Source organism: Allorhizobium sp. nf9_anc (assembly GCF_056323085.1).
Map to the genome: position 1 here is coordinate 538647 of NZ_CM150481.1, position 13155 is coordinate 551801.

Here is a 13155-nt window from a genome sequence, read left to right on the forward strand (position 1 = left end):
GCTCTGGGCTTCTCCGGTGGCCGGTGCTCAGCTGCCGATGTGCCTTTCGCCGCGCTTCCTGGCGAGCGCGATCTGTAGCTGGCGCTGGCGATAACGGTCACGGTCGGCTTCGGTGCGGCTGTCATAGCAATGGCTGCAGGAGACGCCTTCCTCGTAATGGGGATGGGTCAGCTCTTCTGCGGTGATCGGGTTGCGGCAGGCGTGGCAGAGCTTGTGATCGCCCTCTTTCAGGCCATGGGTGACGGACACGCGCTCATCGAAGACGAAGCAGGCGCCATCCCAGAGGCTCTGTTCTTCCGGCACTTCCTCCAGATATTTCAGGATGCCGCCCTTGAGGTGGTAGACCTCGTCGAAGCCCTGCTGCTTCATGAAGGCCGTCGCCTTCTCGCAGCGGATGCCGCCGGTGCAATACATGGCGATCTTCGGCTTGTTGTGCAGGCCGGGATTGTTCTTCACCCAGTCGGGAAACTCGCGGAATGTCTTGGTGTTCGGATCGACGGCGCCGCGGAAGATGCCGATTGCCGTCTCATAGTCGTTGCGGGTGTCGATGACGATGGTCTCGGGATCTGAGATCAGATCGTTCCAGTCCTTCGGGTCGACATAGGTGCCGACGATCTCGTTGGGGTCGATATCCTCGACGCCCATGGTGACGATCTCCTTCTTCAGCCGCACCTTCATGCGCAGGAACGGCATCTTGGAAGCCCGGCTTTCCTTGTGCTCCAGGCTCACGAATTCCGGCTGGCTGCGAAGAAACGCCAGAACCTTTGCAATCGCGGCATCGGTGCCAGCGATGGTGCCGTTGATGCCCTCATGGGCAATGAGCAGCGTGCCCTTGACGCCTTCGGCCTTGCAGAGGGTCTCCAGCGGTTCCTGGAAGCTCTCGAAACGCGGAAACTTGGCAAAGTGATAGAGGGCGGCGACGCAAAAGGCGCCGCTTGTCTCAGGGCGGGGGGCTGTCGAATGTTCTGTCATGGCCTGCGAAATACCGCCTCGGCCCCTGCCGTGCAACGGATTTCCGCTTTCCGGGTCAAGTTTGAAAATCGTCAAGTGAGGTGAGGGTTGTGGGCGAGTGCGTTGCAGCACTGGACAGCGCGGATCGGTTTGGCTAGACGGATGTAACTTTATAACATTAAAGGTGCTCCTAATGTTTCGCAAACTCATTGCTGCCTCGCTCGTGACGCTGCTGGCCGGTTCGGCGCCCGCCATGGCGACCGACGGTGTCGTCGATATCGTCGCGCCCTTCGAGATCACCGGTCTCGATCCCGCCAAGTCTGGCGACATATTCCTGCGCATGGGGATCGTCGAAACGCTTGTCGAAGCCGATATGGACGGCAATCCGGTTCCGGCGCTCGCGAAGAGCTGGTCCGTCAGCGAAGACGGTCTCACCTGGCGTTTTGAGCTACAGACCGGCGTGAAATTCCAGGACGGCACGGGGCTGACGGCCGAGGCGGTTGTCTCCGCACTCAACATCGCCAGGGCGAAGGCCGGGCTTCTCAGCAAGGCGCCGATCTCGGATATCAAGGCTGACGGGGAAGGGGCTGTTGTCGTTTCGCTGTCAAAGCCTTTCGTGCCGCTGCTGGCTTTCCTTGCCGAAAACCGCGCCCAGATCCTGGCGCCGGCGGCCTATGACGGTGCGGACGTCAAGGCGATCATCGGTACGGGGCCGTTCAAGCTCAACAAGCTCGAGGCGCCGCAGAGCCTCGCAGTTGAACGTTTCGCCGATTATTGGGGCCAGAAGCCTGAGATCGAGAAGGCGACCTATCTCTCGGTGAGCCGCGCCGAGACCCGCGCGCTGATGGCCGAGAGCGGCGATGCTGACTATGTCTTCAACCTTGATCCCGCGAGCCGTACGCGTCTGGCGAAAAGCGACAAGGTCGTGCTGCAGTCGGTGTCGATCCCGCGCAGCGTGCTGCTCAAGGTCAATGCCGGCCATGCCTTCCTCGCCGACGTGAAGGCACGCGAAGCGCTGAGCCTTGCCATCGACCGCGAAGGGCTTGCGGTTGCGATCCTGCGCTATCCGGCGGCCGCCACGCAACTCTTCCCGCCGAGCCTGAAGATCTGGCACGATGCCGATCTCGCACCGCTCGGCTACGATCCTGAGAAGGCCAAGGCGCTTCTGGCCGAACTCGGCTGGACGCCGGGCGCCGACGGCATCCTGCAGAAGGACGGCAAGCCCTTCGCGCTTACGCTGACAACCTATCCGGATCGCCCCGAACTGCCACTGATCGCCGCTGTCCTGCAGGACCAGCTCAAGGAAATCGGCGTTGCACTGACAATCAACTCGACCAATTCCTCCGAGATCCCGGCGAAACATCAGGATGGCTCGCTGGAGCTTGCACTGATGGCGCGCAACTTCGCGCTGGTTCCGGATCCGATCGGCACCATGCTCTCCGATTACGGTCCAGGCGGCGGTGACTGGGGTGCGATGAACTGGACGAATGCCGGCTTTGAAAAGGCGCTGGATGATCTCACGCGCGTCGCCGATCCGGCAGAGGGCGAGGCCCTGCGCCATCAGGCTGTAGCGGCCATCCAGGCTGACTTGCCGGTCATTCCGATTGCCTGGTACCAGCAGACGGTGGCCTTCTCGCCGAAGCTGGAGGGCGCCATGATCGATCCGTTCGAACGATCCTTCGGTCTGGAAACCATGCGGTGGGCGAAATGAGCAAGGCCATCCTGAACCGCCTGATTCAGGCGGCTTTGGTCGCGTTCATGGTGGGGCTCATCTGCTTCGTGATGACAAGGTCGCTTCCGGGCGACCTCGCCTACCGGATCGCTGCCGGCCGCTATGGCTTTGACGTCGTCGACAGTGCGGCCGCGGCGAAGGTCGCCGCCGAACTCGACCTCGGCAAGCCGGCCATCGTCGCTCTCTTCGACTGGATGACCGATCTCCTGCGCTTCGATCTCGGAACGTCTCTGGTCACCGGCAAGCCTGTGATCGAGGAGATCGGCATGCAGCTCGGCCATACGATCGAGCTGGCCCTGGCCGCGATCGTGCTCTCGCTGTTCATCGGTCCGCCGCTCGGCATTCTGGCGGGTCTAAGGCCCGGCGGCGTGCTCGACCGGACGCTGATGCTGGTGTCGACGGGGTTGCGGGCGCTGCCGCAATTCGTGGTGGGCCTCATCCTGATCATCGTCTTCGGGATCACGCTCAATGTGCTGCCGGCGGCGGGACATACTCATGGGGCGCATCTCGTGCTGCCGGCGCTGACTTTGGCGCTCGGACTGGCGGCGGTGTCGAACCGGGTGGCGCGCGATGCAATGGTCGCCGTGTCGCGGTCGCCCTACTACGCCTTCGGACGGACGAAGGGTCTTTCCGAATGGCAGGTCTTTTTGCGGCATGGATTGCGCAATGTCGCGGTGCCGATCGTCACCTATCTCGGCGTGCAGTTCGTCTATCTCGTCGAGGGGGTGGTGGTTGTCGAAACGCTGTTTGCCTGGCCGGGCATCGGCCATGCGCTGGTGCATGCGATCTTCGGGCGGGACGTGCCGATGATCCAGGGGACGGCGCTTGTTATGGGCCTGATGTTCGTCGCGCTAAACGCGCTGGTCGATCTCTTCTGCCATGGCGTAGATCCTAGGAGGCGCAGCGCATGACGGCGTTCGATTATGTAGCGCCGCGCCCGGTGCACTGGCCGCTGCGCCGGCTTGTCGGTGTGGCAATCCTTGGCGGTTTGCTCGCCTTTGCCTTTCTGCCGCTGGTGATCGGTGGAGCCGATCCGCTCAAGCAGACACTGCGTCTGACGCTGCAGGGGCCGAGTGTTGCCGACTGGTTCGGCTATGACCATCTCGGGCGCTCGATGCAGGCGCGGCTGGCTGCTGCCCTTCGCCTCTCGCTCGGGCTTGCACTGCTCTCCGTCTTCACCGCGATGATCCCTGGCGTGCTGCTCGGGGTTCTCGCGGCCTGGCGCGGTGGGTTTGCCGACCGTGCCGTCGGCGCGGTCTCGGAGGCCTTCCTGGCGCTGCCCGGACTGCTTCCGGTGCTGATGCTGACGGCGATTGTGCCCGACAATCCGGCCATGCTCTATATCGGCATCTCGCTGGTGCTTTGGGTCGAGTATTTCCGCCTGACGCGGGCGATGGCGCGGCCGCTCTTGCTGTCACCGGCGGTGGAAGCCTCGCGGCTACTCGGTTTTGGCCCGGCCTATATCCTGCGCCGGCATCTCTGGCCGGAGCTTGCGCCGATGCTTCTGACGGTTGCCGCCTATGGTGCGGCGTCCGCGATCATGGCGATTGCCGCCCTCGGCTTCGTCAGCGTCGGGGTCCGTCCGCCGACACCGGAACTCGGTTCGATGATGATCGAGCTTCTGCCGTACTACCAGGAAGCGCCGCATGCGCTGTTGCAGCCGATTGCCGTGATCTTCCTGATGGTGCTCGCGCTGCAGTTAATCGGCGGAAAGGACAAGCCATGACCACTCTTCTTTCCGTTCAAGCGGCCTCTGTCTCTGCCGTGACCGGCGAGATCGTTGCCCCGGTCTCGTTCTCCCTGAAAGCCGGACGGCCCTTCACCATCCTCGGCGAAACCGGCTCCGGCAAGAGCCTGCTTGCCCAGGCGATCATCGGCATTCTCCCGGAAGGGCTGACCGCGACAGGATCTGTGACGATCGAGGGGCAGACGCTCTCGCTTGCGGAGCCGAAGCTGTTCCGTCCGCTCTGGGGCCGCAAGGTTGGCGTTCTGCCGCAAGAGCCATGGCTGGCGCTCGATCCGACCATGGTGGCGCTTGAGCAGGTGGCCGAGGGGCATCGCTATCTCGGACGTCTGGGTGAAGATGAGTCTATCTCCGCCGCGCGTACTGATCTCGAAGCGCTGGGCGTGCTCGATGCCGAGGCGAAGCTTCCCGGACAGCTCTCCGGCGGCATGGCGCAGCGCGTCGCCTTTGCCGCCGCGCGGGCCGGTGGGGCCCGGATCATCATCGCCGACGAGCCGACCAAGGGGCTTGATGTAGGCAGGCGCGATGAGGTGATCGCGCTTCTGATGCAGGAGGTGGCGGCCGGTGGCACGGTGCTTGTCATCACCCATGATCTGGCGCTTGCCCGGCAGATGGGCGGCGATCTCGCTGTCATGCTGGAGGGTAAGATCATCGAGACGGGCGAGGCAGCGGACGTGCTGAACGCTCCGTCGCACGACTATACCCGTCGACTGATCGCGGCGGAGCCGGAAAACTGGGCTTCCCGAGTTGGCACTGCACCTGAGGATACCGACCCGATCCTGATCGCCTCTGGCCTCGCCAAGACGCGTGGCGGCAAGCTGCTGTTTTCCGGCCAGGACCTGTCGCTTCGTCCGGGCGAGATCGTCGGCATCACCGGCCCGAGCGGATCGGGCAAGAGTTCGCTCGGTGATGTGCTGCTGGGATTGTTGAAGGCCGATGCCGGGCAGGTGACCCGCCTGCCGCAGGCAAAGCCCGTTCGCTATCAGAAGCTCTACCAGGATCCGCCCTCAGCCTTCCCGCAGAAGATCCCGCTCGGGGAGGCGATTGCCGATCTCGTGCGCCTGCATCGGCTTGACGCATCCCGCGTTCAGCCGCTGATGGAGCGGCTCCGGCTTTCGCCAGTACTGCTAACGCGGTTGCCGACGGAAGTTTCCGGTGGCGAGTTGCAGCGGTTCGCACTCTTGCGTGTGCTGTTGCTCGATCCGGTCTTCCTTTTCGCCGATGAGCCGACCTCGCGTCTCGATCTGATCACCCAGCAGGAGACGATCGATCTGCTGACCGAACTGGCGCGAGAGCGCAATTGCGCGGTGCTACTGGTCAGCCATGATGCTGTAATGATCGAGAAAACCTGCGATCGGCAGGTGTTGATTGGCGGCCTCTAGGTCGCCGCTCGCATCCACAATGACTCGATGATGCCGGCCTCGCTCTTCGCGGGGTCGGCGAAAACCTGGTCGGCCAGATCAAGCGCCTCCCGGCGCAGGTCCTGCTGGCGGCGGATGATGATGGCGAGGAGGAAGGACAGGCCCTCGCCATCGCCGAAGGTCTGGGGTTCATGATCGATCAGCGTGGTGAGCACAGTCAGATCGTGCTCGTGGCCGAGAAAGTCGACGAGTTGTTTGGCGTCCTGGCGTTTGGCATCGAAGGCGCTTGGCCAGAGGTCGCGCAAGAGTGAGAGGTTCATCCAGTAGGCCTGGGCTGCCTTGCGCAGGTCGTGAAAGGCCTCGCCATGACTTTCACCCTTGCAGATTTCGAGCGACTTGCGTGCCTCGTCGAGGCCCTTGCGCCAGCCTTTGGCCATAAGGCGGCCGGCGTGACCCGTCTTGGAGGGGAGAGACAGGCCCTCAAGAGCCTCGATCGCCGACCGGCATTCGGCGACCGCGGCTGCCACCTTGGCCTCAAGATCGCTTTCAGTCTGCGCGATTTCGTCACGGCGGAGAGCCAGCACTTCGCGGGCGGCCGACAGCGTTTCGGCCTCATCCTCGGTCAGCGTATGATTGGTCAGGTGCTGGACGGTTTCGATCAGGGCCGTGGCGTCGCGCATGCGTGACAGGCTGCGGGCCGCATCGCGCAGCCTTGCGTTTTCCGCCTTCTGGAACGGCTTGTCGCCGCTTGCGACCAGCCGATAGAGATTGCGCAGGCGTTTGAATTTCTTGCGGGCGGCGTGGATGGCTTCGTGCAGACCGTCCGGTCTCGCCTCCAGCGTTTCGATCGCCTTGTCCAGCTCCTGGCGGGCAACAAGCCGGACCTCGGCAAGAAGAGGCCGGTCCGGCCTAATGCGATATGGCATGCACCAGCTCCGGCCGCATGCGCTCGGTGGCAAGGGCCTGGTTCGAATAGCGCTTGTCGCCGGTCACCTCGCGGCCGAGCCAGGTCGGGAGTGCCGGGGCGTCGTCTTCCGAGGCCATCTCTACCTCGGCGGTGATGAGCCCGCGATAGACACCTTCGAAGACATCTATCTCCCAGGTGAAGCCTTCGAAGTCGACCGTGTAGCGTGTCTTCTCGATGACGTTGCCAATCGAGAAGGCCAGCATTTCCAGCGCATCGTCATGGGCTATCGGATATTCGAATTCGTCGCGGATGAGATGGCCTTTGCCGAACTTGATGGTCAGCTGGGCGGTCTGGTCGTTGCGGGTGCGGACGCGGACGGAGCGATCCGTTTCGGCTGCAATATAGGCCTGCCGTATTTTCGTCTCGGAAGTGACGGCGTTTTTCCAGCCATCGGTCCGGACGAGAAACTTGCGCTCGATTTCCTTCGCCATACACTCACGCTCCGAAATATTACGCCATTGGACCATAGCGGAGGCGGAGGTGTTAGGAAACCCGAAAGATTCCGTGCTACCTGTCGGTCTCGACATCGCGGTCAGCGCGGGTTAGTGAATTGCCGATCTAATCGTTTTAAAAGAGGGTCCTGCCATGGGCGACAAAACCGAAAAGCTACTCTCCACCCTGAAGCTGCAGCCGGTCGTGCCGGTCCTGATCATCGAAGATGCGAAGACGGCTGTGCCTCTGGCGCGCGCGCTTGTCGCCGGCGGTTTGAAGGCGATCGAGATCACGCTGCGCACTGAAGCAGCCCTCGAAGCGGTGCGCCTTGTGGCTCAGGAAGTCGAAGGTGCCGTGGTCGGCGCCGGCACCATCCTCAACGCCGCTCACTATGCCGCAGCCGTCGATGCCGGCTCGCAGTTCATCGTCAGCCCCGGGACGACGCAGGAACTGCTCGACGTCGCGCGTCAGTCCGACATTCCGCTTCTGCCCGGTGCGGCAACCGCGTCCGAAGTCATGGCGCTGCGCGAAGAGGGCTACAAGGTTCTGAAGTTCTTCCCCGCCGAACAGGCCGGTGGCGCCGCTTACCTCAAGGCGCTGTCTTCGCCGCTTGCCGGCACGCTGTTCTGCCCGACCGGCGGTATCTCGCTCAAGAACGCCATGGATTACCTGTCGCTGCCGAACGTCGTCTGCGTCGGCGGCTCCTGGGTTGCGCCGAAGGAACTGGTGTCTGCCGGTGACTGGGCTGGCATCACCAAGCTTGCCAGCGAAGCTGCAGCCCTCAAGGGCTGACATTTACGCCAGCTTCATCGTCGTCCTCTTTGTAATGTCGAAGTCGCTTCCTATCTAGGGAGCGACAGAGACAACAAGGAGACCGCGATGTTCGACGCCAAGAAGCTGCTGGATCAATTTCTGGGATCGCAGATGCCGGGAGCATCAGGCTCGCTCGGCCAGAAGGGGACCGATCTCCTGGGTATGGCGAAGGCCAATCCCTGGAAGAGCGGCGCTCTTGCGGCCGTGCTGCTCGGCACGAAGACCGGACGCTCGCTCGGCGGCAATGCCCTGAAGCTCGGCGGTCTCGCCGTCATCGCTGGTCTCGGCTACCAGGCCTACAAGAATTACCAGGCCGGTCAGAAGCCCGAACCGACCCAGGCATTGCCCGAACTCCTGCCGCCGCCGAAGGATTCGCCCTTCAGCACCGAGCCCCAGGCTGTCTCCGATGATTTTGCCCTGTCGCTGGTGCGCGCGATGATCGCAGCCGCCAAGGCCGACGGCCATATCGATGCGAGCGAACGGGCGCGGATCATGGACAAGGTCCATCTGTCGGGCCTTGGCGCCGAGGCGGAAGCCTTCATCGAGGCCGAGCTTGCCAAGCCCATCGATCTGGACACGCTGGTTGCGTCGGCCAAGACAGAAGAGCAGCGCGTCGAGATCTACACCGCCTCGCGCCTGACCATCGAGCCGGATACCCGCACGGAGCGTGGCTATCTCGACATGCTCGCTGGTCGCCTTGGCCTTCCGGATGCGCTGGTCGACCATATCGAGGCGACGGTCGCCTCTGCCAAGATCAGCCTTTGACGCCACACATCTGCGGCATCCGGTCCACCCGGGTGTCCGCGACGTCGGTTGCCTTTGCCGCTTGCGTGACTTAAGCCTCGGGCAATTGTTTGAGCCCGAGACTTTGCCATGCGTGACCTATCCAGCTTCAAGGGATGTCCGGCTCCCCAGCCCGTCAGGCTGGAGGGTCGTTTTGTCGTGGTCGAGCCTTATGAGCGTGAGATCCATCTCGAAGCCCTTTGGGATGGCCTGGGCGGCATGGCGATCAACCCGCTGCTCACTTATTTCACGCAGCCGGACTTCAAGGGTATCGAGGATTTCGATGCCTGGCTGAGCGCCGTCCAGAAGGGCGGATGGGTCACGGAAGTGTTTCGGGACAAGGCGACCGGGAAGGTCGTCGGCATGGCCAACTATATGCGGCCGGATCCCGCAAACGGCGTGGTCGAGGTCGGTGGCGTGGCGCATGGCCCTGCGATGGGCCGTTCGCCGCTTGCGACGGAAGCGCATTATCTTCTCGCCCGGCATGTGTTCGATGATCTCGGCTATCGCCGCTACGAGTGGAAGTGCCACAACGAGAATGAGCCGAGCAAGGTGACGGCCAAGCGGTATGGCTTCAGCTTTGAAGGCATCTTCCGACAGCACATGCTGTCCAAGGGCAAGAACCGTGACACGGCCTGGTTCTCGATGATCGACGGCGAATGGCCACTCATCCGGGCCGCCTTCGAGGCCTGGCTCGATCCTCAAAATTTCGACGATGCCGGACGCCAGAAGCGTCGGCTGGAAGAGCTGCGGGCCGAGATCGCAGCCTCCGCGACCTGATAGGAAATGACACCGTGAAGCCGAACATCTTCAGCATCATCCTCAATGTCGGCACGGCTGTGGTTGTCGCCGCACTCGCTTATGCGAGCTACAAGAGCGCGACCGTCGCCTGGTCAGTGGGTCTTTGCGTGGCAATCGGTCTCGTGGTCTATGCCTTCCGCTTCCTGCCGGAGCCGAAGAAGGCTGTGCGGAAAGACGGTGCTGAACTGTCTCCGCGCTCTCAGACGAAACAGGCCGCTGTCGTTGTCGCCGTCATTTTCGGATTGATGCTCGTGGTGCCGACGGTGGTGCTCTGGCTCGGCCGCTACTCGCCGGAACTCGGCGCGCTTGTCGGTGCGGTCGCCTTGATGGCGATCTTTCTGATCCTCTGGCTCCGCTCGCGTCATCAGCGCAGCCATGAGGCCGACGAGGGCTGATCGCCTCAGGCGGTCAGACTTGCGGCCAGGAGCAGCGCACCGAGCAGTATCACCAGCAGAGCAGCGCCGACTTCGATCGCGCTTGCGACGATGCCGGCTCGACGGGAGCCGGGGCCGGAAAGCGTGAGTGCGACGCTCTTGGCGCCGACGGCGAGGCTTGCCAGCACTGAGACGGTGATGGCCGTTCCGAGCGCCATGGCGAGCACGGACAGGATGCCGCCGAGCAGCAGGCCGTTCAGCAGCGAAAAGGTCATGACCAGCAGCGCGCCGGAGCAGGGGCGCATGCCGACTGCAATCACCGCAGACCAGGCATCCCGCAGGCTGAATGTGCTGCCGCCGACCAGGCTCGGATCCGGCACATGGGCAATCCCGCATTCATGGCAGACGGAGCCGGGGGCCAGTGCATCATGGTCATGGGCGACTGCCATGCCGCGGAAACGCGAGCCACCCGTTTCGCGGGGCGTCGCTGTTGTCGCCGGTTCGGCAAAGAGTGAGGCGGTGACGCTGCCGGCGGCCGGTGTTTCCGGGGTGCCGAACAGCGCACCCGTGCCTGCGGTCTGCACGGAGGTAGCGAAGGATGCCTTCAGCTTACGGACCAGGAGCCAGATGCCGAAGGCGACGATCATCGCGTAGCTTGCGATTTCGAGCGTCCGGGTTGCGTCGGTCATGCTGATCGATGTGCCGCGCAGAGCCAAGTAGGTGACGCCGACGACCGTGATCGCGACGACCGCCTGCAGGAAGGCCGAGACGAAGGAGACGAGGATGCCGCGGCGCAGTTCGATCTCATTGGCAAGCAGGTAAGACGAGATGACCGCTTTGCCATGGCCAGGGCCTGCGGCATGGAAGACACCATAGGCAAAGGAGAGGCCGACGAGGGTCACAAGGCTCCAGGGATCCTCGCGCATGGCCTTGAGGGCATTCGTCAAGGATCGGTAGAAGGCCTGCTGATGCGTATTGATCCAGACGAGCAGTTCGGCGAAGGGTCCGCCTGTCGGCTGGTAGCTCGGCTCTGCGGTGCCGATGCCGAGCGGGGAGGCTGCATGCGCAAACCCGGCAAGCAGGAGGCAAACAAGGGCAGCGAGGGCGAAGCGTGCGAGGGACGGATGCCCGGCAATCTTCAGCATGTCACCTCCAGCCGCGTGGCGAAGAGCTTGCCCATGTCGGTGCCGGCGGGATCGTTGAAGAAGGCTTCCGTCAGATTGGACTGGTTCTGGGCGATCACCTGGTCAGGATCGGGGCGCACGACCTTATGCGTGCAGGCCTCGAAGGGCTTGCCCTCGACCACCATGTCCTCATCCTTGGCAAAGTCGATCGCCGTGTAGAGGGTGGGATCGTAAACGCCGAAGGTCATGCGGCCACCGATCTTCAGTGGTGTCTTGGGCTTGGCGACGAAAAAGACGAGAAGCTGGTTGTCCTTGAAGTCGACATTGAAGATCTCTGGCTTTGCGATCTCGCTCGATGCGCCGTCCTTCGAGATGAAGGTGAAATAGCTGTAGTCACCGAGGGAGTCGCGGATCGTGTTGGCGATCTCGTTCAACTCGCTGTGGTCGAGCTTCAGGTTGCTGTTCTTGTCGAAATCCATGAGCACGCTGGAGGAAAAGATGTCGTCGAAGCGCCAGACATTGCGCAGCTCCTTCAGCATGCCGTCGTCCGTCGCGACGATCTCGACGCGTGCCTCGGCAAAGATGTGCGGATGGGAGAGGGCCGGCGATGCAAACGCCATGACCGCTCCGGCCGCGCAGTAACCGAGGCTCTTCCGCATGCTTTGAATACCCTTCCCGAATTCCAGCTTGTGGTCTCTCCCTGTCCGATGATTGGGACAAAAGTGGGACCCTGCGCCGGCTCTATGGCTCAGGAATAGCGCTTGAACCATGCGTGAAGGTAGTCAACGAAGGCGCGGACCTTGGCCGGCAGATAGCGGCGATGGGGATAGACGGCATAGATGCCGCGATCCTTGGCGATGAAATCGTCGAAGAGCGAGACCAGTTCGCCGGAGGCCAGATAGGGGCGGGCGATGAAGTCGGGGATCATCGCGATGCCCATGCCGGCGCGGGCAGCCCTGAGTGTTGCAAGCGGACTGTTCACCTCGATCGGGCCTGTGACGCTGACCGAGATCATGTCGCCATCGGTATCGAGAAAGCGCAGGCTGTTGTGTGAGCGGGAGTTGGTGTCGATGAGGAAGGGGATGCGCGAGAGTTCGCTCGGATGTGTCAGCGGTCCATTCTCGGCGATGAAGGCGGGCGTGGCGCAGGCATAGACGCGGAAGTCGGAGAGCTTGCGGGCGATCATGCCGGAATCGTCGAGCTTGGTGATTCGAATGCCGAGATCGAAACCCTCTTCGATCAGGTCGACGAATCGATCTTCGGCGACGATCTCGAGCGAGATCTGCGGGTTCTCCTTGGCAAAATCGATGAGCGACTGGCCGACATCGGCATCGATGAAGGTGCGAGGGACCGTCACTTTAAGCTTGCCCTTGAGGTCGGCATTATTCTCGCGCACGAGATCGGCGAGGTTGTCGATCTCCTTCAGGATGTCGGCAGCCGTCCGAAAATAGGTGTGGCCGGCCTCGGTCAGTGAGAATTGCCGTGTGGTGCGGTTGAGCAGCAAAGCGCCGAGCTCATCCTCCAACTCTCTGACATATTTGGACAAAAGTGCCTTGGAGCGGCCTGTCTTGCGGGCGGCTGCGGAAAAGCCCTCGGCTTCGACCACATCGATGAAGGCACGAATACGAGTGAGCGTGTCCATCCCAATCCCCCAAAATTTATCGCTATTTGTGAACGTATGGAGGAAATTGTTCAAAGAAAAGTGTCCAAGTCGGCAAAATTAACCAGGGGCGAAAAAACCTCTTGATTATGACCGACACATTTCTTATCTCGTGTTCAGCCCAAAGTCGCACGTGCCCGTGTGTGTCCGCCGACCCTCGAATGGGGATTAATCCCTAAGGTGAGGTCATCGGTAAGGTACCTGGAACTAACCCCTCCAGTCGCTATTCCGGCCAACCGGAAAATGCGAGGACATACGAAGCAACGACGGTGCGGGCCTTTCTAGTCTCTTCCGGCTTTCCATCAGCTGGAGTTACTTCAGAGGCACACCATCATTGCCGGAAGTGCGGTAGGGTCTCCCTCCAATCCATGGCAGACAAAGCGGATTATTGTACTCGTTTCCAGAGTGCGTTG

General features: G+C 62.3%; 14 protein-coding genes. 8 read left to right on the forward strand and 6 right to left on the reverse strand.

Annotated features, from left to right (window positions below):
* Nucleotides 1-27: 27 nt before the first annotated feature.
* Entirely contained in the window at nucleotides 28-972 is a 945-nt protein-coding gene (trhO, locus tag AC02Y0_RS02395; RefSeq protein WP_476382130.1) for an oxygen-dependent tRNA uridine(34) hydroxylase TrhO, read from the reverse strand.
* 172 nt (nucleotides 973-1144) lie between these two features.
* Here trhO and AC02Y0_RS02400 point away from each other — a divergent pair, with 172 nt between their 5' ends.
* The 4 genes from AC02Y0_RS02400 to AC02Y0_RS02415 are packed head-to-tail and all read left to right on the forward strand — an operon-like array spanning nucleotide 1145 to nucleotide 5809.
* Nucleotides 1145-2662: an ABC transporter substrate-binding protein gene (locus AC02Y0_RS02400; RefSeq protein WP_476382132.1), complete on the forward strand. Its 1518-nt coding sequence runs from the start codon at nucleotides 1145-1147 to the stop codon at nucleotides 2660-2662.
* Nucleotides 2659-3594: an ABC transporter permease gene (locus AC02Y0_RS02405; protein ID WP_476382133.1), complete on the forward strand. Its 936-nt coding sequence runs from the start codon at nucleotides 2659-2661 to the stop codon at nucleotides 3592-3594. Before AC02Y0_RS02400 ends, AC02Y0_RS02405 begins: the two co-directional genes overlap by 4 nt.
* The gene (locus AC02Y0_RS02410; protein ID WP_476382135.1) at nucleotides 3591-4409 is read left to right on the forward strand and encodes an ABC transporter permease; all 819 of its coding nucleotides are present in this window, start codon (nucleotides 3591-3593) and stop codon (nucleotides 4407-4409) included. The genes AC02Y0_RS02405 and AC02Y0_RS02410 overlap by 4 nt, the downstream gene beginning before the upstream one ends.
* Nucleotides 4406-5809, forward strand: coding sequence for an ABC transporter ATP-binding protein (locus tag AC02Y0_RS02415; RefSeq protein WP_476382137.1), 1404 nt, complete (start codon nucleotides 4406-4408; stop codon nucleotides 5807-5809). The genes AC02Y0_RS02410 and AC02Y0_RS02415 overlap by 4 nt, the downstream gene beginning before the upstream one ends.
* Here the strand turns inward: AC02Y0_RS02415 and AC02Y0_RS02420 are convergent.
* Both AC02Y0_RS02420 and AC02Y0_RS02425 read right to left on the reverse strand, forming a co-directional pair.
* The gene (locus tag AC02Y0_RS02420) at nucleotides 5806-6714 is read right to left on the reverse strand and encodes a CHAD domain-containing protein (RefSeq protein ID WP_476382139.1); all 909 of its coding nucleotides are present in this window, start codon (nucleotides 6712-6714) and stop codon (nucleotides 5806-5808) included. The genes AC02Y0_RS02415 and AC02Y0_RS02420 overlap by 4 nt on opposite strands.
* A complete protein-coding gene (locus AC02Y0_RS02425) occupies nucleotides 6698-7186 on the reverse strand; it encodes a CYTH domain-containing protein (RefSeq protein WP_476382141.1) in 489 nt (162 codons plus the stop codon). Before AC02Y0_RS02425 ends, AC02Y0_RS02420 begins: the two co-directional genes overlap by 17 nt.
* Nucleotides 7187-7340: 154 nt before the next feature.
* Between AC02Y0_RS02425 and AC02Y0_RS02430 the strand changes: the two genes are divergently transcribed.
* The 4 genes from AC02Y0_RS02430 to AC02Y0_RS02445 all read left to right on the forward strand — a co-directional run bounded on the left by AC02Y0_RS02430 (nucleotide 7341) and on the right by AC02Y0_RS02445 (nucleotide 9979).
* A complete protein-coding gene (locus AC02Y0_RS02430) occupies nucleotides 7341-7979 on the forward strand; it encodes a 2-dehydro-3-deoxy-phosphogluconate aldolase (RefSeq protein ID WP_102018455.1) in 639 nt (212 codons plus the stop codon).
* An 87-nt stretch (nucleotides 7980-8066) separates the two neighbouring features.
* Nucleotides 8067-8765 (forward strand): tellurite resistance TerB family protein, encoded by a 699-nt coding sequence (locus AC02Y0_RS02435; protein WP_476382143.1) that lies wholly within the window; start codon nucleotides 8067-8069, stop codon nucleotides 8763-8765.
* 108 nt (nucleotides 8766-8873) lie between these two features.
* Nucleotides 8874-9563 (forward strand): GNAT family N-acetyltransferase, encoded by a 690-nt coding sequence (locus tag AC02Y0_RS02440; RefSeq protein WP_476382145.1) that lies wholly within the window; start codon nucleotides 8874-8876, stop codon nucleotides 9561-9563.
* Nucleotides 9564-9577: 14 nt separating this feature from the next.
* Nucleotides 9578-9979: a hypothetical protein gene (locus tag AC02Y0_RS02445; RefSeq protein ID WP_476382147.1), complete on the forward strand. Its 402-nt coding sequence runs from the start codon at nucleotides 9578-9580 to the stop codon at nucleotides 9977-9979.
* Between the two features lie 5 nt (nucleotides 9980-9984).
* Here the strand turns inward: AC02Y0_RS02445 and AC02Y0_RS02450 are convergent, their stop codons facing one another.
* The 3 genes from AC02Y0_RS02450 to AC02Y0_RS02460 all read right to left on the reverse strand — a co-directional run bounded on the left by AC02Y0_RS02450 (nucleotide 9985) and on the right by AC02Y0_RS02460 (nucleotide 12724).
* Complete coding sequence (locus AC02Y0_RS02450) at nucleotides 9985-11103, reverse strand: nickel/cobalt transporter (RefSeq protein ID WP_476382149.1); 1119 nt, start codon at nucleotides 11101-11103, stop codon at nucleotides 9985-9987.
* A complete protein-coding gene (locus AC02Y0_RS02455) occupies nucleotides 11097-11741 on the reverse strand; it encodes a DUF1007 family protein (protein WP_476382150.1) in 645 nt (214 codons plus the stop codon). The genes AC02Y0_RS02450 and AC02Y0_RS02455 overlap by 7 nt, the downstream gene beginning before the upstream one ends.
* A gap of 89 nt (nucleotides 11742-11830) precedes the next feature.
* Nucleotides 11831-12724, reverse strand: a complete 894-nt coding sequence (locus AC02Y0_RS02460; protein ID WP_476382152.1) for a LysR family transcriptional regulator — start codon at nucleotides 12722-12724, stop codon at nucleotides 11831-11833.
* Nucleotides 12725-13155: the final 431 nt, after the last annotated feature.